Here is a 22402-nt window from a genome sequence, read left to right as displayed (position 1 = left end):
CGTCCGCGCCTGTCGCTGCGGACGGCACTGCTCGTCCTCGCCCTCGTCCCCAGCATCGCCATGGCCGTCCTGTGGGCGGTCACCAGCGGTGTGACCTTCTTCGACTTCCAGCGCCAGGCGGACCAGGGACTGCTGGCCCAGAAGGCGGGACAGCCGTCCAACATCGTCTACTACAACCTCCAGGAGGAGCGCCGGCTCAGCGCCGAGGCGCTCGCCCGGCCCGGCACCGTCACCGAGCAGCTGAAGAAGCAGCGCCGGCTCACCGACGAGGCCGTGCAGAAGTTCCAGGCGCTCTCCCGGGAGACCGCCGACAGCGCGCCCGCCGAGGTGCTCACCGCCGTCGCCGAGGCCCGGAGCGCGATGGAGAAGCTGGGCGACCAGCGGGCCGCCGTCGACCGGGGCGACGCTGAGCAGCAGGTGGTCTACGCGTACTACACCGACCTGATCGCCGTCGACCTGCGGCTGTTCACCGCGCTCAGCCACGGCGACAACGGCGAGGTCACCTGGATCTCCAAGACCCTGGTCAACTCCTTCTGGGCGAAGGAGATGCTGGCCCGCGAGGACGCGATCCTGGCCCGCGGCTGGCCCTCCGGCCGGCTCAGCGCCTCCGAGTACCAGCTGGTCCAGCAGGCGATCGGCGCCCAGGACCACCTCTTCACCGTCCAGGTCGTCCCCTACCTCCCGGAGGACGAGCGGGGCGCCTGGTCGGAGCTGATGGGCGGCACCGCCTGGCAGGCCAAGGCCGCCGTGGAGCAGGCGCTGACCCGCCCGACCACCGCCGACACGACCGGCACCGTCCGGCTGCCGCAGCTGCAGGACCAGTGGCGCCAGGCCGTCGACCAGGTCAACTCCCAGCTGGTGAAGCTGATGGAGACCCGCACCGACGGCGTGGTCGTGGTCGGCAAGGCCTCGTTCCTCTCGCTGCTCACCCGGGTCGCGCTGACCGCCGTGATCGGCCTGATCGCGGTGATCGCGGTGATCGTCGCCAGCTGGCGGCTGACCCGCTCGCTGCGCCGGCGGATCAAGGACCTGCACCACCAGGCGCAGGAGCTGGAGCGCACCCTGCCCGAGGTCGTCGAACGCCTCGCCCGCGGCGAGCAGGTCGACGTCGAGGCGGAGAGCCGGGCGATCACCGCCGGGTCGCGCGCCCGCGGCGGCGACGAGCTGGCCGAGCTCGGCCAGGCGATGAACCTGGCCCGCACCGCCGCGCTGGAGACCGCCGTCCGGCAGGCCGAGCAGCACCGCGGCTTCGAGCGGCTGCTCCAGCGGATCGCCCGCCGCACCCAGCTCCTGATCGGCCAGCAGCTGCGCAAGCTGGACACCCTGGAGCGGCGGCACGAGGACCCGGAGGTGCTGGAGGGCCTGTTCGACCTCGACCACCTGACGGCCCGCCTGCGCCGCTACGAGGAGAACCTGGTCATCATGGCCGGCGGCCAGCCGCAGCGTAAGTGGCGCAAGCCGGTGCCGCTGCTGGACGTGCTGCGCTCGGCGCAGGGCGAGGTGCAGGAGTACCGCCGGATCGTGCTGGACGTCGAGGGCCACCCGTGGCTCTCCGAGCGGGCGGTCGGACCGGTCGCCCACGTGGTCGCCGAGCTGATGGAGAACGCGGCGAGCTTCTCGAAGCCCCCGACGCCGGTCGACGTGCGGGCAGCCGTCGTCGGGCGCGGGCTGGCCATCGAGATCGAGGACCGCGGCCTCGGCATGGACCTGGAGCAGTACGACGCGGCCAACGCGCTGATGGCCGCCGCGCTCGCCGACGACCCGCCGCGCACGGACATGCTGGCGCGCGGCGACGACATCCGCCTCGGCTTCCACGTGGTGGGCCGGCTGGCGGCCGCGATCGGCCTGCAGATCGAGTTCCGCCCGTCCGCCTTCGGCGGGACCAGGGTGGTCGTGCTCGTGCCCGGCGAGTACGTGCTGGACGGCGACGCCGGCCTGCCGGACGGCGCGGCGGTCACGCCGATCCCGCTCGCCCGGCGCCAGCGGCCCGATCAGCGCAAGGAGCCCGCGCCGCTCGCCTCGGTGACCGAGATGCCCTCGGCCGCGACCGCCCCGGCGTCCGCGCCGGTCGTCGCGGTGGACGAGGCGGAGGAGCGCGCGGCCCTGGGGGAACCCGGGACGGAGCCGGACCCGGACCGCGCGGACTGGTTCACCCCGGGCACCCACCCGGCGCCGGCCCAGGCCTTCGCCCACGTCGAGTACGTGCCGCCGTCGGACGACGAGGTGTTCGGGGCCCCGGCCCGCACCGGCGTCGAGGACGGTTTCGCGGACAACTTCGCGGACAACTTCGAGGACGACTTCGCCGCGGGCTTCGGCGGCGGCTTCGCGCACGGCGACACCGACGGCTACCTGTACCCGCTCTCCGAGCACGGCCGGCCGGTCGAGCACGGCTCGCCCGCCGGCCCCTACGGCTACGGCGGCACGGCGTACGGCTCCCCGGCGCACGGCGTGCCCGCCCAGCCCACACCGCCCGGCCAGTCCGGCCAATCCGGTCACTCCGGTCAGCCCGGTCACTCCGGCCGGCCCACCCAGGCCGGTCAGCCCGGGTACGACGACCCCGCCTACCCGGACATCGCCTACGCGACGGTGACGCCCGACGAGGCCCCGTACGCCGACGAGCAGTACCGGCCCGCCGACCACTACCGGCTGGCCGAGCGGCGCCGCGAGGACGGCACCGGCCCGGCGGACCGACCGGCCCCCGCGCCGGCCGCGCCGCCGGCGGGCTCGCAGCCCCCGCTGCCGCAGCGGGTCCGGCAGGCCAGCCTGGCCGCCGAGCTGCGCATCCCCCCGCCGGCCCGCAACCCCTACGCCGCGGACCCCGGCGGCGCGGCCTCCGCCGGCGCGGCCCCCGGCGGCACCGGGAGCGCCCCCGCCGCGGGCCCGTTCCAGCGCCCGCCGCGCCGCTCGGGCGCCACCGTCGGCGCCTTCCAGCGCCAGTCCAGGGCCGCCCGCGGCCTCGGCGACACCGGCGGCACCGGCGGCGGCACCGGCCCCGACGCGGCCGACGGCCCCGACGCCACCGCCGCGGACCACACCGCGGCCCGGCGCGGCCTGCCGCCCGGCCCGGCCGCCCCCACGGCCGTCACCGGCCCCCCGACAACCGCGCCGGGCGCCGCCCCCTGGGCGCTCCCGGCCGCGGACCCCCGAACCACGAGGACGGAAGAGCAGTCATGAACCGCACCATCGCCACCCACCAGGACCTCGACTGGCTGCTGGACGGACTCGTCGACACGGTGCCCGGGACCAGGAGCGCCGTCCTGCTCTCCGACGACGGCCTGGTGGTCAGCCACTCGCGCTCGATCGACCGCGCCGACGCCGAGCGCCTGGCCGCCGTCGCCACCGGCCAGCAGAGCCTCGCCCGGGGCATCGGCCAGCTCTTCGACGGCGGCCCGGTGCACCAGGTGATCATCGAGCTGGCCGAGCTCTGGCTGTTCGTCATCGCCGCCGCCCAGGGCACCCACCTGGCGGTGGTCGCCGACCAGGAGGTGGACGCCGAGGTGATGTCGGTGGCCATGCACCAGCTGGTCCAGCAGGTCGGCCAGAAGCTCAGCACCCCCGTCCGCAGCGAGTTCGACGCCTTCGCCGCCAGGAACCGGGGGTGAGCCCGCGGTGAGGCCGCACTGGAGCGAGCTGCCCGACGAGGACGAGGACGACGACTACGGCGCGGGCACGATGGTGCGCCCGTACACCATCACCCGCGGCCGGACGGCGCCCGAGCACGACCACCTCACCCTGATCACGCTGCTGACCACGGTGGAGGAACTCGCGGACCCGGTGCTGGCCGCCCGGTCGTCCGGTGTCCGCGGGCTGCAGCCGGAGCACCGCCTGATCCTGGAGCGGTGCCGCCGGCCGGCCGCCGTCGCCGAGGTGGCGGCCGGGCTCAACCTGCCGGTCTCGGTGACCAAGATCCTCCTGGGCGACCTGATCGCCCAGGGGTTGCTGCTCGCCCGGGCCCCGATCTCGGTGGCCCGGGCCTCGGGGGACGGCGGCCTGGACCTCGGGCTGCTGACGGCCGTACGCGAAGGACTCCGGAGGCTCTGAACCATGGCACCATCCGCACCTCTCCCCTCCTCCCCGTCCCCCATCACCGCCGCGGCCCCCGCGGCCCTGAAGATCCTCATCGCCGGCGGCTTCGGGGTGGGCAAGACCACCCTGGTCGGCTCGGTCAGCGAGGTCGCGCCGCTGCGCACCGAGGAGTACCTGACCCGCGCCAGCGAGGGCGTGGACGACCTCTCCGGGGTGGACCAGAAGGAGACCACCACGGTCGCCCTGGACTTCGGGCGGATCACGGTCAGCCCGGAGCTGGTGGTCTACCTGTTCGGGACGCCCGGCCAGGAGCGCTTCTGGTTCATGTGGAACGACCTGGTGAACGGGGCGCTCGGCGGCATCGTGATCGCCGACACCCGCCGGCTGGAGACCAGCTTCGCCTCGATCGACTTCTTCGAGAGCCGGGGCATCCCGTTCGTGGTCGCGATCAACTGCTTCCACGGCGAGAACACCCGCACCGTGGCGGAGGTCAGGGCGGCGCTGGACCTCGACCCGCAGGTGCCGATGCTGGTCGGCGACGTGCGGGTGCGGACCTTCGGGCGGGACCTGCTGCTCGCGCTGGTCGACCACCTGATGGAGCTGTCGACCGGCACCCCGGCCCGCTGAAACCTTTCCCCCGCGCCCCCGCCGCACTCTCCCCTCTCCTTCCCCATCCTGGAGTACCACCATGACCCCACCCCTGCGCGTCCTCGTCCACGGCGCCGGCATCGGCGGCCTGACCGCCGCCACCGCCCTCGCCGGCCGCGGCCACCGGGTCGACGTCGTCGAGCTGCGCGACGCCCCGGAGGCGCTCGGCGTCGGCATCATCCAGCCCTCCAACGCGCTGCACGTGATGCGCGAGATCGGCGTGCTGGAGCAGTGCCTGGCGGTCGGCTTCGAGTGGGAGGTGCTGACCATCTGCGACCCGGCCGGCGGCGTCCTCGCGAAGATCCCGCAGCCCCGGATGGACGGCGCGCCGTCCAACAACGGCATCCCCCGCCCGGCGCTCGCCCGGGTGCTGGGCGAGGCCGCCACCGCCGCCGGGGCGACCCTGCGCTTCGGCACCACCGTCGCCGAACTCGCCGACGAGGGCGAGGAGGTGGCGGTCACCCTGTCCGACGGCAGCAGCGCCCGCTACGACCTGGTGGTCGGCTTCGACGGCATCGGCTCGCCGCTGCGCAAGCGGCTCTACGGCGGGAAGTACGCGCCCGAGTACACCGGCTTCGCCAACTGGCGCGTCACCCTGCCGCGTTCGCCCGAGGTGCAGGGCGTGGTGATGTCCACCGGCAACCTCGCAGCCAAGGCGCTGCTGACCCCGATCAGCGACGAACTCATGTACCTGGGCTCGGTGTTCGCCGAGGCCGAGGACTTCCGCCCGGACCCGGAGCGCGCCCACGAGCAGCTGCGCGAGCGCCTGGCCGGCTTCGGCGGCCCGATCGCCGAGGCGCTGGCCCGGGTCACCGACCCGGCGGCGGTGGTGTACTCGCGGATCTCGCAGGTCACCGTCGAGGAGCCGTGGCACGTCGGCCGGGTGGTGCTGGCCGGCGACGCCGCCCACGCCTCCACCCCGCACCTGGCGCAGGGCGCCGCGATGGCCGTCGAGGACGCCCTGGTGCTCGCCCAGTGCCTGGACTCCGCCGAAGCGGTGCCCGCCGCGCTGGCCGCCTGGGAGGAGCGCCGCCGGCCGCGCGCCATGTTCGTGCAGGCGCTGTCCCGGGCGATCCTCAAGCAGGAGACCGGCACGCCGACCACCCCGGAGGAGGACGAGCTGCTGAAGGTCGGCATCCCCGGCGCGGCGCACGCACTCGTCAAGCCCTACTGACCCGCGCGCCCTCCCGTCCGGTCGCCCGCACGCGAACCACCCGGGCCCGGTGCGGACTTGTGTCCGCGCCGGGCCCCGGACAGACTTGACGCCCGTCCGACAAAGTGGCCAGCGCCCGAGGGGGGACGGATGACGCCGTCGTTGTTCCGCATGCTCGATCTGCACGAGGCCGTGGAACGGGCCCGCCAACGACCGGACGGGCGGCTGTTCGTCTCCGACTACAACGGCGGCCACCCCTTCGTGGCCGACTACCTCGGCGACCTCGCGCACACCCCGCCGTACCGGCTCGGCGACGTCACCCGCTACGCGGCGCTCGACGAGGACGCCGCGCTGCGCGCCAAGATCGCCCGCCTGCACGAGGGCTACGACGCCGAGCCGTGCTCCCCGGACCGGGTCGTGCCGGCCGGCGGCGCCAGCGCGCTGCTCGGCACCTTCTGCACCTGGCTGCACACCACCGGCCGCACCCGGATCCACTACCTGCCGCCGGTCTACTACAAGTTCGCCTACTTCTTCCGGTTGTTCGGCATCGAGCCGGTCCCGGTCGCCGGCGCGCACGCCCACCAGCCGGGGTTCGAGCTGCGGCTGCCGGACGAGCGCACCGTCCTGCTGCTCACCGACCCGGTCTGGTACGCCGGGCGGCGGGTGCCCCGGATGGTGCTGAAGCAGCTCGCCGAGTGGCAACTCGCCACCGGCTCGCTGGTGTTCGTCGACGGCACCTTCCAGTACATGCGCTGGGACGGCGGGCGGCGCGAGGACTCCGCCGCACTGCCCGCCGACCTCACGCTGCGGATGGTCTGCCCCACCAAGTACCTGTCCATCCACGGCTACCGCTGCGCCCACCTGCTCGTCCCGGAGCGGCTGCGGGAGCCGCTCGCGGACCTGCACCTCAACCTGCACGGCGATGTCACCCTCGCCGACCGGCTGTTCGCCCACCGGGCCGCCGACCTGATGCTGATCGAGGGCAACCACCGCCTCCTGGAGCACGTGCGCGCCAACCACCAGCGCCTCACCGGGGCGGGCGCACTGGAGGCCCAGGAGCGGATCGAGACCGGCTACTTCCTGTTCGCCCGCCCCGCCGCCCCGCCGGAGCGGCTGCTCGCCCTGGACGGCCGCCACTTCGAACTCCCGGGCCACCCGGGCTTCGTGCGGATCAACCTGCTCAACGAGCAGGCACTGGCGGGCCTGCAAGAGCCGGGGCGCCACTGATCGCGTGCCGCCGCTCCCACACCGCCGCCGAGACCCGCGCCAGCAGCCGGGCGGCCGGGTCCTCGGCGGCCCCGTCGGCGCCCGAGGCGAGCGGTCCGGTGTAGCAGACGGCCAGCAGGTACGGCGGGCAGTCGTCCGGGCGGACCAGGCCCACGCAGTGCCGCACGCCGGGGAACCAGCCGTTCTTGAACGCGACCCTGGTCCCCGGCGGCAGCCCGGCCGCCAGGTCGACCCGGAAGGCGTTGCGCTCCAGGAGGTCGAGCAGATCCGGTTCGCCGTCCAGGGACTGCACCAGGCGCACCAGGTCGCGCGCGGTGACCCGGTTGTGCACCCCCGCGTCCCGCGCCGGGTGGTCCTCGATGCCGCGCGGGCTGGCGCTGCGGGTGGCGCCGGCCCGCCGCCACACCTCGTCCACGGCCGGGTGGCCGGCCCGGGCCAGGCAGAGGTTGGCGGCGAGGTTGGAGGAGTGGGTGATCATCCGCTCGGTGAGCAGCCCCAGCGGCACGGTGGCGCCGAGCAGCGTCCACGGCACCGGGTCGCTGTCCCACTCCGGATCGTTGGCGAACTCCCCGCCGGCCCGCGAGGTGAAGGCGTTGACCACCGGCACCGGTTCGCGCGGATCCGCGCCGGTCCGGCGCAGCGCGGCCAGCACCGCGATCTTCATCGTGCTCGCGGCGTCGTGCGGCACGTCCCCGTTCCGCTCGAACACCGGCTCATCGCCCCAGGGGGCCACCACTACTGACAACATGTCCGCTTCAGTCCCCCCGCCCGCCGCGACCCAAACCGGTACGCGCCGGAACGGTCCCCGACCGGCGGCGCGGGGCGCGGACCGCCTCCGGTTGAGGCGGCGCGCGGGGCTCGGGGATACTCGTGCAGCCCCCTGCATCCGCCCCCGTCCACAAGGTTCCTGTCGATACGTCAGCTCCATGACCACTGGAGGATCCAGCCCATGCCAGCATCCCGTCAGGTCGGCCTCGCCCTCGCGATCGCGGGCTCCGCGGTCACCGGGGCCGTGCTCCCGTCCGCCGCGCAGGCCGAGGAAGCCGTGCTCCACGTCGACAACGGCCCCCGCTCGAACTGCTCGGACTCCGGGACCGGCACCCGGGAGCGGCCGTTCTGCACCGTCCAGGCCGCCGCCGACGCGGCCGGCCCCGGGCAGACCGTCCAGCTCGCCCCGGGCCGCCGGTTCACCGGCCAGGTCACCGTCCGGCACTCCGGCGAGCCCGGCCGGCCGATCGTCTTCCAGGGCGCCGAGCCGACCGTCCACGCGCCGAACGCCTCCGTGGGGACGCGCCACTGGACCCGGGGGTCGGCCCCCGCGCCGCACGCCTTCGTGTTCGAGGGCGTGCACGACGTCACCGTGACCGGCCTGCGCCTGGACGCCCCGCAGGAGGGCGTGCTGGTCAAGGACTCCACCCGGATCGCCGTGGACCACAACGACATCGAGGCGGGCGACCCGGTCCGCGGCGGCGTGCGGGCGTTCCCGGCGGCGACCCCGAGCGTCCGGGTCACCGGAGCGGGCTCGTCCGTCACGGTGAGCCGCAACCGGATCTCCGCCGCGCCCGTGAGCGGCGTCGCCGTCGACACCGGGACGTCCGGCGTGGTCGTCACCACCAACCTGATCACCGGGGGCTCCGGCCGGGGCGTGCTGGTCACCGACGCGCCCGGCACGATCGTGGTGGGCAACACCTTCGGGCGCAACTGCGGGAGCGACCTGGAGTTCGCCGGGAACTCCACCGGGTCGGTGGCCGAGAACAACATCCTGGCCAAGCGTCCCGCCCCGCGCTGCGGCGGCACGCCGCCCACCGCGATCCCGCTGGTGGTGTCGGCCGGGTCCGTCCGGAGCACCAGGGTCGACTACAACACCGTCGTGCCGTGGGGCCCGTACGCCTACTCCTGGGGCGGCACCCCGTTCGCCACCCCCGAGGCCTTCCGGGCGATCGGACAGGGCGCGAGCGACAACGCCGTCGACCCGGGGTTCCCGGCCGACCGCGAGGACTACACGCCGACCGCCGCGACGGGCCTGACGGACGCCGCCGACCCGGCCGCCCTCGGCACCCTGGCCACCGACCTCCTCGGCGCCGAGGCGGCCGACCACCCGCGCTTCGCCGGCACCAGCGCCTGGGGCTACCGGGACCGCGGCGCCATCGAGCTCCAGGACCCGCTGCGGGTCGGCCTGAGCGCCCGCCACCGCCCCCGGCCGGGCCACCCGCTGAACGCCCGGTTCGCGGTCGGGTACTCGACCGGCTGGACACCGGGCACGGCGGCGCTGGACTTCGGGGACGGCAGCGCGCCGCGCGCGGTCGAGCCCGGGTACGGGTTCGTCGACCACGACTACCCGGCCGCCGGAACCTACACCGCGACGCTCACCGCCGGCGGTCCGGCCGGGACGGTCCGCACGTCCACCGTCCGGGTCACCGTCGGCCCGGCGGAACGCGGGTGACGGACCGTCAGGCCCGGCGGGCGTTGCGGTAGGGGTGCCGGTGGTCGCGCGGGAGCCCGTGCGGGCGCGGGCGGCGGGGGCGCTCCGGGGCGAGCCGGGCGGCCGGGAGCCGGCCGGTCTCCAGCGGCCCGGGGGGCTCGGCCTCCTCGGCGAGCACCGCGAGGTAGCGCTCCCTGGGCTGCGGGACGGCGCCGAGCGAGCGCACGTGCGGGGAGTCCCACTGGGCGTCGAGCAGCCGGCCGCCGGCGGCCGCGAAGCGGGCGGCGAGGTCGGCGACGGCGACCCGGGCGGCGTCGGGCCGGCGGTGGAACATCGAGTCCAGGCTGAGCACCGGCCCGGAGGCGATGCCGAACACCCCGCCGATCAGTTCCCCGTCCTGCCACACCTCCGCGCTGTGGGCCGCGCCGAGCCGGTGCAGCCCGGTCAGCGCCTCCTGCAACTCCGGGGTGAGCCATGGCGGTTCGCGCCCCTCGGCGCAGGCGGCGAGCACGTCCCCGAAGGCCTGGTCGGCGGTGGTCCACCAGTCGAGGCGGTTGCGCAGCAGCCGGGAGAGCTTGCGTCCCAGCTGGACGCCGTCGGCGTCGAGCAGCGGCCGCGGGTCGGGTGACCACCAGGCGAGCGCGTAGGGGTCCGCCCCGTGGTCGGGGCCGGGCAGCAGAGCGACCCGGCCCGCCGCCACCGCCTGTTCGGAGCGGGCCTCGTTGAAGGCGCTCGCGTAGGCGTCGGCGGCGGGCAGCGGGAACAGCCCGCGCCGGTAGGCGGCGAGCAGGGTGGCGGGCGCGAGGTCGGCGCCGAACGCGGCCGGGCCGTCGGCGGGCGCCCGGGCGACGTCGAGCGCCGCGAAGAGCTCGTCGGGGGCGGTGGCGGTCATCGCAGGGCCTCCAGCGGCGAGGCCTCCTGCGGCGGGGCGAGGAAGCCCTCCGCGGTCAGCCGGTCGAGGTAGAAGTCGAGCAGGGTGTCGTCGACGGCGGGCAGTTCCACGCCGCTGCCGGCCAGCGCCCGGTCGGTGTTGGCCCGGTCGAAGCGCGGGAAGGTGGGGCGGAAGTACAGCTCGCTGATGGACAGCCCGGTGCCGGGGACGCGGTCGACGAAGAGCGGCACGAAGGGCGTCATCGGGTGGGTGGGGTGTCCGGCGGCGAACCGGACCAGGCCCTGCACCCACTGCGGGTAGGGGACGTGGTCGACGGGGTGGCCGCGGGCGCGCAGCCGTGCGGCGAGGTCGGCGAGGTCCGCCGGGCGGGGCGAGGTGAGGTGGTAGACCTCGCCGATGGCGGGGGCGTGGGCGACGACGTGGCAGATCGCCCGGCTGAAGCGGTCGGCGGGCACGAAGTCGAGCGGCAGCCGGACGTCCGGGCAGGTGCCGCTCTCCGCGATGTACTTGATCAGCGCGCAGATCTCGGTGCCGGTGTTCATCACGCCGGTGCGCAGGTCGCCGGTGACGTCGTTGGTGCGCAGCACGGTGACCGGCAGTCCGCCCGCGGCGGCGTGGTGGAGCAGCTGTTCGGCGACCCACTTGCTCTCGACGTAGCCGACGGCGAGCCGGTCGGGGTGGGCGAGCGGGGTGCGTTCGGCGACCTCGCGCACGCCCGCCGGGCCGAAGCCGGCCAGCACGGCGAGGGTGGAGAGGTAGTGGACGGGGATGCCGCGGGAGTGGCCGGCGAGGCGGATCACCTCGCGGGTGCCGGCGACGTTGGCGGCGCGCAGCTGGTGGTAGGGGTAGATGAAGTTGACCTGGCCGCCGAGGTGGTGGATGGCGTCGAGGCTGCCGGCGAGCCGTTCGAAGCGTCGGCCGGTCAGGCCGAGCCGGGGTTCGGCGAGGTCGCCGACGAGGGGGACGACGCGGCGGTCGGCGAGGTCGTGGCGCAGGTAGCGCTGCTGGGCGGCGCGCAGGCGTTCGAGGGCGTGTTCCTCGTCGGGGGCGCGGACCAGGCAGTGGACGCGGGCGTCGGTGGTGTGCAGCAGGGCGTCCAGCAGGTGGGCGCCGCAGAAGCCGGTGGCGCCGGTGAGCAGGATCTCGGCGGGTTCGGCGCGGGAGGGGGCGGGGCTCCAGGACTGCCGCAGGGGGGTGTCGAGGCGGGCTTCGGCGGCCCAGTCGACGGCGGCCTCGCGGGGGCCGGGGGTGGTGGTGCCGGTGCGGGCGGCGAGGGTGGCGGCGGCGAAGGCGCGCAGGGTGGCGTCGCGCAGCAGGGCGCGGGTGAGGAAGCGGATCCGGGTGACGTCGATGCCGAACATGATCCGGGCGCGGGCGAGCATCTCCATGGCGAGCAGGGAGTTGCCGCCGAGGTCGAAGAAGTCGTCGGCGGGGCCGGGTGCGCCGATGCCGAGGAGTTCGGACCAGAGCTGGGCGACGCCCGCCTCGACGGCGGACCCGTCGCCGGTGCCGGCCGCGCCGCCCGCCGCCGGGCCGGTCACCGGGCCGGTCACCGGGCCGTTCGGGGAGGCGTTCGGCGAGGCGTCCGCGCGGACGGGCGCCGCCGCTGCCGCCGCTGCCGCCGCTCCGCCCGCGTCCGCCCGCCCGTCGCGGGGCCGGCGCACCCTCGGCGGGGCGTCGGGCAGCCGGCGCCGGTCGATCTTGCCGGCCGGGGTGAGCGGCATGGCGGCGAGCGGCACGAACTCGGCCGGGACCATGAAGTCCGGCAGCCGTTCGGCGAGGTAGGCGCGGATCCGGCCGCGCCGGGCGCGCGGGCCGGAGGCGGCCCGGTCGGTGAGCGTGTAGTAGGCGGTGAGGACGCGGCTGTCGCCGCCGCCGTCGGCCGCGACCCTGGCCTGCCGGACGTCGGGGTGGGCGGCGAGCACCGACTCGACCTCGGCGGGGTCGACGCGGTGGCCGCGGACCTTCAGCTGGTCGTCGAAGCGGCCGAGGACCTCCAGGGTGCCGTCGGCCCGCCAGCGTCCGGCGTCGCCGGTGCGGTACATCCGCTCGCCGGGGGCGGGGGCGTAGGGGTCGGGCAGGAACGTCTCGGCGGTCAGGCCGGGCGCCTTCCAGTAGCCGCGGGCCAGGCCGGGCCCGCCGAGGTGGATCTCGCCCTTCTCGCCGGGCCGCACCGGGCTGAGCCGGGCGTCCAGCACGTGCACCCGCACCCCCGGCAGCGGGCGCCCGATCGGCACCGGCGCGCCCGGTCCGTGGGTGCCGGGGCCGTGCGGGCCGGGCGCGGCAAGCACCCGCGGGGTGAGCTCGCCGAGCGTGGAGGTGACGGCCGCCTCGGTGACCCCGTAGGCGTTGACCAGCCGCACGCCCGGCAGCCGCTCCAGGCAGGCGCGGCAGTCGTCCTCGTGCACGGTGTCCCCGCCGACCACGATCAGCCGCAGCCCCTCGGGCGCGGGCCCGCCGGGCGGGAAGAGGCCGAGCAGGTGGTGCCAGTAGGCGGGCGTGAGGTCGGCGACGGTCAGCCGCAGCCCGGCCATCCGGTGGGCCAGCTCGGTGGGCGCCCAGGTGCGGGCGCCGCCGAGGACGACGGTGGCCCCGGCGGCCAGGGGCGCGAGGACCTGCTCCAGCGCGGTGTCGAAGCCGAGCGCGGCGAGTTGCAGCACCCGGTCGCCGGGGGCGAGCCCGTAGGCGTCGGTCACCCGGCCCAGGGTGAAGGCCAGCGCGCGGTGGGTGACGGCCACGCCCTTGGGGGTGCCGGTGGTGCCGGAGGTGTAGATCAGGTACGCCAGGTCGTCCGGCCCTCCGGTGTCCGGCACGGGCTCCGGAGGGTCCGTCCGCTCGGCGCCCTCGCCCGGTGCGACCACCCGTACGCCCGGGAACCGCGTCCCCTCCCCCGCCACGGCCAGGCGGGCGCCGCAGTCGGCGACCAGTGCGGCCAGCCGCCGGTGCGGGTGCGCCGGGTCCAGCGGCAGGAAGGCCCCGCCGGCCTTGAGCACGGCGAGCCAGGCGGTCACCAGGTCCGTTCCGCGCTCCAGGCACACCGGGACGATCCGCTCCGGCCCGGCGCCCAGGGCGCGCAGCACGGCGGCCAGCCGGTCGCTGCGCGCGTCCAGCCCGCCGTAGTCGAGGCTCTCGCCGTCCGCGAGCACGGCGAGGGCGCGCGGGTCGTGCGCGGCGCGCGCCCGGACCAGGCCGTGGACGGTTAACCCGGTCCCGGTGCCCGTCCCGGTGGCCCCTGCACCCGCTCCGACGCCGAGTCCGGCCGGGCGCCACTCGCGGTCCACGTAGCGGCGGCACTCCTCGTGCGGGGCGGGCCCGAACACCGTGCGCCAGCCGCCCGGCACGGTGAGGCCCCCCGGCCAGATCGCGTACTGACCGTCCTCGTTGACCAGCACGGCGTGACGCCCGGAACGCGCTCCGGGACGTGCTCCCCGTGCGCTGTCTGCTACGTCATCCACCGGCTTGACCTCGTGCTGTGGCGGCAGAATGCTGGGAGGTGCGACATTTCCGACTATACGCACTCAAGGCCCATTTCGAACGTCAGACCGGACCTCCCCGGCCCGGCTCGGACGCTCGCGAGCCCCTGCCCGGACCCCACCGCCCGTCCGCGGGCGGGCGCGGTGACGCCGAGGAGGAGGTAGCTCGTTGACACGTCGGCGCCAACGCCTGATGGTCTGTTACCTGGCGTGGATGGTGCTGTTCACCGGCATCTACTACACCAACCCCTCCCAGCGGATCATCTGGTGGACGGGCGTCGGCCTGGGCGGCGTCGCCGCCATCGTGGTCGGCGTCCGCCTCAACCGCCCCTCGCACGCCGTCTACTGGTACCTGCTGGCGCTGGCCAACCTCAGCTTCACCGCCGGCGAGGTCGTGCAGGTCGTCCAGATGCAGTTCCTGCACCTGGGCAGCCCCTTCCCCTCCGTCGCCGACGGCTTCTACCTCGCCGAGTACCTGCTCTACGCGGCGGGCGTGCTGGGCTTCATCCGGTGGCGGACGGCGCATCAGGACCGGGCCAGCCTGCTGGACGCGCTCATCCTCACCATGGGCCTGGCGCTGCTCGTCTGGATCTACCTGATCCTCCCCTACGCCCGCAACCCCGACCTCGACTGGTTCCAGAAGGCCGTCTCGATCGCCTACCCGCTGGGCGACGTCGTGGTGCTCGCCCTGCTGCTGCGCCTGGTGGTGCCGCGCGGCGGGGTCAGCCGCTCGCTCCAGCTGCTCGCCGCCGGAACGGTCGGCCTGCTGGTCTCCGACATCCTGTACGGGCTGATCGTGCTGCACGGCGACTGGCGCATCGGCACCCCCGTGGACCTCGGCTGGGCCGCCTTCTACACCGCCTGGGGCGCCGCCGCACTGCACCCCTCGATGGTCGAGCTGACCAGGCCCATCCCCAGCCAGCAGCCGGACATCGGCCCCGGCCGGCTCGTCCTGCTCGCCGGGGCCTCGCTGATCGCACCGACCATCCTGATGGTCGAGGCGAGCAACGGGAACACCAGCAACGCCGGGGTCATCGGGGCCTTCTCCGCCGTCCTCTACCTGCTGGTGCTCGCCCGGCTGGCGGTCGTGGTGCGGGCCCGCCGGCAGGCCGTCGCCCGCGAGCGCGCGCTGCGCGAGGCCGGCTCCTCGCTCACCGCGGCCGTCACCGTCGAGGAGGTCGCCGACGCCGTCCAGGCCGCCGCCTCCACCCTGATGCCCACCGAGCCCGGCCACGTCGCGCTGCTCGCCGTCACCGAGAGCGGCGTGCTGCACGTGCGGCACGCCGAGCGCGGCGCGGGCCGCCACCGCCTGGGCGCCGAGCGCGACTCCGACGAGGTGCTCGCGCTGGCCGCCTACCGGGAGACCAGACTGCTGCCCGTCGAGGACATCGGCAGCGAGCTGGCCGCCCGGCTGGACGGCATGCCGAGCGCCCTGCTCTGCCCGCTCACCCTCGCCGAGCGCCCCTCCGGCGACCCGCTGATCGGCGCGCTCATCGTCACCGGCACCGAGCAGGAGCTGACCAGCCTCTGGGGCTCGCTGGAGATCCTCGCCGCACAGGCCGCCCTCGCCGTCGAGCGCGTCATGCTCAGCCAGGAGATCACCCGGCGCGACAGCGAGGCGTACTTCCGCACCCTGGTGCAGAGCGCCAGCGACGTCATCCTCATCCTCGACAACGACGACTCGGTGCGCTACGCCTCCACCTCCTCCGCCGGGCGCGTCCTCGGCTACCCCCGCCTGGTCGGCACCCTGCTCACCGACCTCGTCCCGCCCGAGGACAGCCGGTCGGTCGGCAAGGCGCTGGCCCGGATGCGCGGCCCCGCCGTCACCGGCGCCGGCCGCTCGGGTCCGGACACCCAGCGTGAGCACTGGCGGCTGCTGCGGGCCGACGGCTCCCCGATCGAGGTCGAGGTGCGCTGCAACGACCTGCGCGAGGACCCGACGGTCGGCGGCCTGGTGCTCACCCTGCGCGATGTCACCGAGCAGCGGCAGATGGAGCGCGAGCTGACCCACCGGGCCTTCCACGACTCGCTGACGGGACTGGCCAACCGGGTGCTCTTCCTGGACCGGGTCGGCCACGCGCTCTCCCGCGGCGAGCGCAGCGGCGCCGTCACCGGGGTGCTCTTCATCGACCTGGACGACTTCAAGATGGTCAACGACACCCAGGGCCACGCGGTCGGGGACGAGCTGCTGGTCGCCGTCTCGCTGCGGATCTCCACCGCGCTGCGCGCCTCCGACACGGCGGCCCGGCTCGGCGGCGACGAGTTCGCGGTGCTGGTGGAGGACGCGCTGGAGCCGGCCGACGTCGGGGCGATCGCACAGGGCGTGCTGGCGGCGTTCACCGAGCCGTTCAAGCTGAGCGCGGGCGCGGTGCGGGTGTCGGCGTCGATCGGGGTGGCGACGACCGAGGACAGCGTGGACGCCACCGAGCTGCTGAGCCACGCCGACCTGGCGCTGTACTCGGCGAAGGCGGCGGGCAAGCGGCAGTGGTGCCTCTACCAGCCGGCGCTGCAGGCCGGACTGATGGCGCGGCACGAGCTGAACGAGAACCTGGACACCGCGATCGCCGAGTCCGCCTTCCGGCTGTACTACCAGCCGATCGTCGACCTCCGGACGGGTGACCTGGTGGCCTTCGAGGCCCTGGTGCGGTGGCCGCACGACCGGCGCGGCATGGTGCTGCCCGACGAGTTCATCGCGCTCGCCGAGGAGAGCGGCCAGATCGTGCCGCTCGGCGCCTGGGTCCTGGAGCGCGCCGCCCAGGAGGCGGCCGCCTGGCACGCCCTCAGCACCCCCGCCCGCGCCGCCGCCGGCCTGCCCCCGTTACGCGTCAACGTCAACGTCTCCGCCCGCCAGTTCCGCGACGCCGGCTTCGTCGACGTGGTCCGCGGCGCCCTGCGCACCTCCGGCATCCCGCCGCAGTCCCTGGTCCTGGAGCTGACCGAGTCCGTCCTGATGCGCCGCGACGACCGCGTGCACACCGACATGCGCACCCTCGGCGAACTCGGCGTCGGCATCGCCATCGACGACTTCGGCACCGGCTACTCCTCGCTCTCCTACCTGCGCGAGTTCCCGATCTCCGTACTGAAGATCGACAAGTCCTTCATCGACGGCCTCGGCCTCTCCCAGCAGCAGTACGCCCTGGTCGAGGGCATCACCCGGATCGCCGACACCCTGGACGTCCAGGTCATCGCCGAGGGCATCGAACACCCCGAGCAGCGCGACCTCCTGACCGCCATGGGCTGCCCCCTCGGCCAGGGCTACCTCTTCGCCCACCCCCTCACCCCCGACCAGGCCCGGTCCTTCATCACCCACCACACCACCCCCCTCGGCCGCCGCCCCTAGGCCCTCGGGGCGGTCCCCGTGCGGCGAGAACACGAAGGAGGAGGCATCCCCGTCGAGGTCGATGGCGAGCGCCGCGTCCAGCGCCCGCGCAAGCCGCCGGAGCAGCGGCGGCGTCGGCAGCGAACCGCCGCCCTCGATCGTCGACACCTGGGGCTGCGTCATGCCCGCGCGCCGCGCGAGTTCACTCTGGGACAGCCCGAGTTCGGTCCGCCGGTCGTACACCGCCCGGCCGAGCGCGAACGCGTACCCGGCCTCCACGTAGGCCGCGGACTCCTCGACCGTCTCGCCCAGGAGCTTCCTGGTCCGCCGGGTCCTCCACCCGCTGTGGTTCACGGTCGCTCCTCCCTGATCCGGTCGTACTCGTGCTGGGCCGGACCGTGCCGGGCCTCGCACTCCTTCTGCGCCTGGTGCGCCCGGCTCCTCGAAGCGGCCGGTCACGGCCGCCGGAAGACGCCTGCCCTGGCCGCTGCTTCGGCGGCGTCGGCGGCGCGGTCGGCGGCGGCCTCGTCCAGGGGGTCGGGGGTGGTGAGCATGCGGTAGTAGAGGGGGGCGGAGACGGCGCGGACGACTTCGGCGGGGTCGGTGCCGGGCGGGAGGTCGCCGCGTTCGACGGCCTCCGTCACGCAGGGGGCCCAGGCCTCGACGCGGACGCGGTAGAAGCGGTGCAGGGCCTCGGCGGCGGAGGCGTCGCAGGTGGCGGCGACCAGGACGGCGCGGAACAGGGCGCCCTGCCGGGGGTCGGCCAGGGTGCGCTGGACCAGGCGGGCGTTGGCGCGCAGGTCCTCGTGCAGCGAGCCGGTGCGGGTGCGCGGGAGGGACTGCTCGGCCATGTCGGTGAGGACGTCCGCGAGCAGCGCGCCCACCAAGCCCCAGCGCCGGTAGACGGTGGTGCGCCCGACCTCCGCCCGCCGGGCGACGTCGCCGAGGTCGAGCCCGGCGAAGCCGACCTCGACCAGGGCGTCCTCGGCCGCCTTCAGCACGGCGGTCCGCACCCGCGCCGTGCGGCCGCCCGGCCTCTGCATGCCTTGCGCACCCGATGCAGTCATTAACGGGACTCCTGTTCCATTAGCTTCGTCGACAGTGCTAGGGTCGGGACATCTTAACGGCACAACAGTCCCGTTAGTGAAAGGAACCTCCCATGGAGTACCGCCGCCTCGGCGCGTCCGGCCTCACCGTCCCCGCCCTCTCCCTCGGCACCGGCACCTTCGGCGGCCGCGGCCCGCTCTTCGGCGCCTGGGGCGACACCGGCCCCGACGACGCCCGCCGACTGCTCGACATCGCCATCGACGCCGGCCTCACCCTGTTCGACACCGCCGACGTCTACTCCGACGGCGCCTCCGAGGAGGTCCTCGGCCAGGCCGTCAAGGGCCGCCGCGACCAGGTGCTGATCTCCACCAAGGCCGGCCTGCCCACCGGCGACGGCCCCAACGACGCCGGCACCTCCCGCGCCCGCCTGGTCACCGCCGTCGACAGCGCCCTGCGCCGCCTCGGCACGGACTACCTCGACCTCTTCCAGCTGCACGCCTTCGACGCCGCCACCCCCGTCGAGGAGGTGCTCGCCACCCTCGACGACCTGGTCCGGGCCGGCAAGGTCCGCTACACCGGCGTCTCCAACTTCTCCGGCTGGCAGCTGATGAAGTCCCTCGCCGCCGCCGACCGCGACGCCCGCCCCCGCTACGCCGCCCACCAGGTCTACTACTCCCTGGTCGGCCGCGACTACGAGTGGGAGCTGATGCCGCTCGCCCGGGACCAGGGCGTCGGCGCCCTGGTCTGGAGCCCGCTCGGCTGGGGCCGCCTCACCGGGAGGATCCGCCGCGGCGCCCCGATCCCGGCCGGCAGCCGCCTGCACGACACCGCCGACTACGGCCCGCCGGTCGACGACGAGCTGCTCCACGACGTGGTCGACGCGCTGGACGCGATCGCCGAGGAGACCGGCCGCACCGTCCCCCAGGTGGCGATCAACTGGCTGCTGCGCCGCCCCACCGTCTCCTCCGTCATCATCGGCGCCCGCAACGAGGAGCAGCTGCGCCAGAACCTCGGCGCCGTCGGCTGGGAACTGACCGCCGAGCAGGTCGCCCGGCTGGACGCCGCGAGCCTGCGCACCGCGCCGTACCCCTACTTCCCCTACCGCCGCCAGGAGGCCTTCGCCCGCCTCGACCCGCCGCTCGCCGGCTGACGCGGTAAACCGGTTGTCCGCGCGGCACGCGACGGGGCATCGTCGACACCGTGATCGAACTGCGCGAACTGACGTCCGACGACTGGCCGCTCTGGCGCGAGCTGCGGCTGGCCGCCCTGGCCGAGGCGCCGTACGCCTTCGGCTCCGCCCTCGCCGACTGGCAGGGCGAGGGCGACCGCGAGGAGCGCTGGCGCTCGCGGCTGGAGATCCCCGGTGCCCTGGACCTGGTCGCCTTCGTGGACGGCGAGCCCGCCGCGATGGCGACCGGCGTGCCGGCGGACGGGTACGTCGAGCTGATCTCGATGTGGGTCGGGCCGCCCGCGCGCGGCCGGGGCGTCGGCGCCCGGCTGATCGACGCGATCGAGCGGTGGGCCGCCGGGCAGGGCTTCCCGGCCCTCCGCCTCGCCGTGATGCCGCACAACGCGCACGCCATCGCCCTCTACGGGCGCGCCGGCTACACGGACACCGGCGAGCCGGGCGACCTGCTGCCCGACGGCGTGAGCCGCGAGGTCGTCATGGCCAAGCCCTTGCAGGCCTGACCGGCGGCCTCCGGTCAGCGGCTCCTGATCGGCGGGTTCCCGGTGCCCGCCGGACGATCGGGAGGAGGCGGCCGGCCCGAGGGCCCCGGCCAGGGGCGGCACTCCGGGGGCCTCCCCGGTCAGTGCCCGTCCCAGGCGGCCGTCCTCGACGATCCGCTGCCCGCGGACACCCCGCGCCCGGCCCACCCGCCGATCACCGCCCGCAGGTCGGGCCCGCCCCGCCGCTCCCTGGAGGCGGTGCGGGCGCGGGCGGCGGCAGGCGCACGGCGAACGACCTGACGTCGCCCGCGCGCCCCCACGCCCCGCACTCGGTGAAGCGCCCGTGCCCGCCCCCGCTCCCGTCCCCGTCCCCGTCCCCGCGTTCGGGCGCCTCCTCGGCCGCCGCGCTGAGGACGGTCAGGGCCATCCTGGTCATCGCGGCGCCACGCGGCGGTGGCGGGAAGGGCGGGGTCGTCTCCGTCATACCGCCAGCGTCCCGGCCCCGTTCACCCGGATGCCGGACGTTCCACCGCCGTTCACCCGATCAACGGACCGGCGCGGACCCGGACTTGACGCCTCCGGCACACCGCAGCCGCCCGTCACCGGGCTCGGCCCGGAACGCCCCGTCGGTGGGGGCCGCTAGCCTCCGGGGATGGCGAACTACTCATATCTCTGCTCCACGGACGCGCCGTCCCTCTACCCCTCCAGCCAGGTGGCGGGGTTCGACCCGAAGACCGGGGTCGTCGCGCACGACGTCTCCTGCGTGCCGCTGCTCTGGCTCGCGATGTTCCGTCCGGCGGACCTGGTGACCGGGGTGTTCACGGTCGACGAGGACGACCTCGACGACGACGAGGACCCGGAGGTGGAGGCCACCGCGCCGCTGGTGGCCAAGGAGCGGGCGCTGGCGCAGCTCGACGCCGCACTGCCGGTGCTGAACGGGCTGTTCGCCGGCGAGGGCCCGCTGGACGCCCATGCCGCGCTGCTGCGGCGGGCGGTGGAGCGGGCGCCGGGCGCGTTCGTGACGATCGAACTGGAGGAGGTCGAGGGGATCTGGGCGGACGAGGACGCCTTCCAGCCCACCCTCCGCGCCGCACTGGCCGGCCTCGACGTCGGAACGGACAGCGGGATGGACGGCGCCGCCACCCGCGCCCGGCTGATCGAGCTGTCCCGGCTGCGGCCCGGCCTGCCGTTCCCGCCCGCCCGGCTGATCGTCGACGGAATGGACGCGGATGACGACGACTACTGGAACCTGGTGCGGCTGCTCGGCACGGGCTTCATGAGCGAGGTGCCCTGGGAAGCGGAGTGAACGCCGGTGGGGGCGGCGGCGAAACTCGCCACCGCCCCCACCGTCATGGTGCCGCCGGGCAACGTGCCGCAGAAATTCACACAACTGCCATATGGCAGTACTGCCACTTCCCTACCGTCGGGAGTGCCCGGCCACGGCCCCGTGGCCGGTCCCGCACCCGCAGAGCGAGGGCCGCACATGCCGCACGACAGCACCATCGACATCGTCCAGATCTCCGACACCCACCTCCGCGACGCCCCCGGCGCCCGGTCCTTCGTCGCCCACGAGCCCGAGGAGGGACTCGCGGCGGCGCTCGCCCACGCCGCGGGCGCGGTCGGGGACGCCGCGCTGGTGGTCGCCACCGGCGACCTGGCCGACCTCGGCGAAGCCGGCGCCTACGAGCGGCTCGGCGGGATCCTCGACGCGCTGCCCACCCCCGTCTACTGCCTCGGCGGCAACCACGACCGCCAGGAGCCGATGCAGGCCTGCCTCCCCCGCCCCACCGTGCACCTCGAACCCGCCGTCCAGGTCGGCAACTGGCTGATGCTGTTCCTGGACACCAACGCCAACGGGCGCGAGGCCGCCGCCGACGGCACCTTCCGCGACCGCGACGACCGCGTCCACGCCGCCGCCCAGCCGGCCATCACCCCGGTCGAGGAGCAGCGCGCCCGCGCGATCCTGACCGCCACCCGGGCGGAGCACGTGTTCCTCTGGCTCCACCAGCCGCCGCTGCCCGAGACCGCCCCGGACGCCCAGGGCGACAGCCCGCTCGCGCTGCTGGTCCGCGACTTCCCCGAGATCCGGGCGATCGGCGCGGGCCACCTGCACGGCGACCTCTCCGGCAGCTTCGAGAGCCGCCCGGTGTACGTCTGCCCGTCCTCCTACCTGAGCATCAACCCGCGCGACCGCGTCCTGGACGGCCCCGGCTACCGCACCTACCGGCTCCACCCCGACGGCCGCGTCGAGACCGAGGTGCACTTCGTCCCCGGCCCCATGACCGACGCGATGCGCGCCACCCCCATGCCGGTCTTCCTCGCCGACATGATGGCCGGCCGCATCACCGGCAAGGAACTCAATGCCCTCAGCGACGCGGAATTCGAGGCCCGCTACGGCGAGCGCCGCCCGCTCTCCCACGGATGACCCCGCCGTGGGGGGGGGGAGTCGGCGGGGGCCAGAGGCCCCAGCCCAGCCCGGGGCGGGGGGGGGGTGGGGGGGGGCACCGTGCGCCCAGGGGCCGCGGCG

Annotated in this window: 17 protein-coding genes and 1 pseudogene; 12 read left to right on the top strand and 6 right to left on the bottom strand. The window is 75.3% G+C overall.

All coding sequences use genetic code 11. The features are described 5' to 3' along the window. Window positions 1-60: 60 nt before the first annotated feature. The 6 genes from ACFU74_RS06525 (at window position 61) to ACFU74_RS06500 (ending at window position 7054) form a co-directional block, all read left to right on the top strand. Window positions 61-3174 carry a nitrate- and nitrite sensing domain-containing protein gene (locus tag ACFU74_RS06525; protein ID WP_380752726.1) on the top strand — a complete coding sequence of 1038 codons (3114 nt, stop codon included), beginning with the start codon at window positions 61-63 and terminating at the stop codon, window positions 3172-3174. Then, window positions 3171-3602, top strand: a complete 432-nt coding sequence (locus ACFU74_RS06520) for a roadblock/LC7 domain-containing protein (protein WP_376095584.1) — start codon at window positions 3171-3173, stop codon at window positions 3600-3602. Before ACFU74_RS06525 ends, ACFU74_RS06520 begins: the two co-directional genes overlap by 4 nt. 7 nt (window positions 3603-3609) lie before the next feature. After that, the gene (locus ACFU74_RS06515) at window positions 3610-4041 is read left to right on the top strand and encodes a DUF742 domain-containing protein (RefSeq protein WP_380752723.1); all 432 of its coding nucleotides are present in this window, start codon (window positions 3610-3612) and stop codon (window positions 4039-4041) included. Between the two features lie 3 nt (window positions 4042-4044). After that, complete coding sequence (locus ACFU74_RS06510) at window positions 4045-4653, top strand: ATP/GTP-binding protein (RefSeq protein ID WP_380752720.1); 609 nt, start codon at window positions 4045-4047, stop codon at window positions 4651-4653. A 61-nt stretch (window positions 4654-4714) separates the two neighbouring features. Then, window positions 4715-5848: an FAD-dependent monooxygenase gene (locus tag ACFU74_RS06505; protein WP_380752717.1), complete on the top strand. Its 1134-nt coding sequence runs from the start codon at window positions 4715-4717 to the stop codon at window positions 5846-5848. A gap of 129 nt (window positions 5849-5977) precedes the next feature. Beyond that, window positions 5978-7054 carry an aminotransferase class I/II-fold pyridoxal phosphate-dependent enzyme gene (locus ACFU74_RS06500; RefSeq protein WP_380752714.1) on the top strand — a complete coding sequence of 359 codons (1077 nt, stop codon included), beginning with the start codon at window positions 5978-5980 and terminating at the stop codon, window positions 7052-7054. Here ACFU74_RS06500 and ACFU74_RS06495 read toward each other — a convergent pair. Next, window positions 7008-7763: a serine hydrolase gene (locus tag ACFU74_RS06495; RefSeq protein WP_380752711.1), complete on the bottom strand. Its 756-nt coding sequence runs from the start codon at window positions 7761-7763 to the stop codon at window positions 7008-7010. The two genes, ACFU74_RS06500 and ACFU74_RS06495, sit on opposite strands and share 47 nt — an antisense overlap. Window positions 7764-8003: 240 nt before the next feature. On the opposite strand from ACFU74_RS06495, the gene ACFU74_RS06490 reads away from it, so the two are divergent. Next, complete coding sequence (locus ACFU74_RS06490) at window positions 8004-9497, top strand: right-handed parallel beta-helix repeat-containing protein (protein WP_380752708.1); 1494 nt, start codon at window positions 8004-8006, stop codon at window positions 9495-9497. A 7-nt stretch (window positions 9498-9504) separates the two neighbouring features. Here ACFU74_RS06490 and ACFU74_RS06485 read toward each other — a convergent pair whose 3' ends face one another. Further along, window positions 9505-10368, bottom strand: a complete 864-nt coding sequence (locus ACFU74_RS06485) for a leucyl/phenylalanyl-tRNA--protein transferase (protein ID WP_380752705.1) — start codon at window positions 10366-10368, stop codon at window positions 9505-9507. Further along, window positions 10365-13823 carry an amino acid adenylation domain-containing protein gene (locus ACFU74_RS06480; protein ID WP_380752702.1) on the bottom strand — a complete coding sequence of 1153 codons (3459 nt, stop codon included), beginning with the start codon at window positions 13821-13823 and terminating at the stop codon, window positions 10365-10367. Before ACFU74_RS06480 ends, ACFU74_RS06485 begins: the two co-directional genes overlap by 4 nt. A gap of 187 nt (window positions 13824-14010) precedes the next feature. Here ACFU74_RS06480 and ACFU74_RS06475 point away from each other — a divergent pair, with 187 nt between their 5' ends. Further along, window positions 14011-17181: a putative bifunctional diguanylate cyclase/phosphodiesterase gene (locus ACFU74_RS06475; RefSeq protein WP_380752700.1), complete on the top strand. Its 3171-nt coding sequence runs from the start codon at window positions 14011-14013 to the stop codon at window positions 17179-17181. Between the two features lie 18 nt (window positions 17182-17199). Here the strand turns inward: ACFU74_RS06475 and ACFU74_RS06470 are convergent. Beyond that, a pseudogene (locus tag ACFU74_RS06470) lies at window positions 17200-17514 on the bottom strand (helix-turn-helix domain-containing protein); the annotation flags it as partial. A gap of 101 nt (window positions 17515-17615) precedes the next feature. Continuing rightward, window positions 17616-18227 carry a TetR/AcrR family transcriptional regulator C-terminal ligand-binding domain-containing protein gene (locus ACFU74_RS06465; protein ID WP_380752697.1) on the bottom strand — a complete coding sequence of 204 codons (612 nt, stop codon included), beginning with the start codon at window positions 18225-18227 and terminating at the stop codon, window positions 17616-17618. Window positions 18228-18319: 92 nt separating this feature from the next. Between ACFU74_RS06465 and ACFU74_RS06460 the strand changes: the two genes are divergently transcribed. Continuing rightward, window positions 18320-19357: an aldo/keto reductase gene (locus ACFU74_RS06460; protein WP_380752695.1), complete on the top strand. Its 1038-nt coding sequence runs from the start codon at window positions 18320-18322 to the stop codon at window positions 19355-19357. Window positions 19358-19407: 50 nt separating this feature from the next. Further along, a complete protein-coding gene (locus tag ACFU74_RS06455) occupies window positions 19408-19896 on the top strand; it encodes a GNAT family N-acetyltransferase (RefSeq protein ID WP_380752693.1) in 489 nt (162 codons plus the stop codon). 193 nt (window positions 19897-20089) lie between these two features. Here the strand turns inward: ACFU74_RS06455 and ACFU74_RS06450 are convergent, their stop codons facing one another. Further along, a complete protein-coding gene (locus tag ACFU74_RS06450; RefSeq protein ID WP_380752690.1) occupies window positions 20090-20359 on the bottom strand; it encodes a hypothetical protein in 270 nt (89 codons plus the stop codon). Window positions 20360-20527: 168 nt separating this feature from the next. Between ACFU74_RS06450 and ACFU74_RS06445 the strand changes: the two genes are divergently transcribed. After that, window positions 20528-21181, top strand: a complete 654-nt coding sequence (locus tag ACFU74_RS06445) for a hypothetical protein (RefSeq protein WP_380752687.1) — start codon at window positions 20528-20530, stop codon at window positions 21179-21181. A gap of 177 nt (window positions 21182-21358) precedes the next feature. Further along, window positions 21359-22300 (top strand): metallophosphoesterase, encoded by a 942-nt coding sequence (locus ACFU74_RS06440; protein ID WP_380752685.1) that lies wholly within the window; start codon window positions 21359-21361, stop codon window positions 22298-22300. The last annotated feature ends 102 nt before the right edge of the window (window positions 22301-22402 follow it).

The sequence above is a fragment of the Kitasatospora sp. NPDC057500 genome (assembly GCF_042802195.1).
GTDB lineage: Bacteria > Actinomycetota > Actinomycetes > Streptomycetales > Streptomycetaceae > Kitasatospora.
This window is presented reverse-complemented; position numbering and strand designations above follow the sequence as displayed.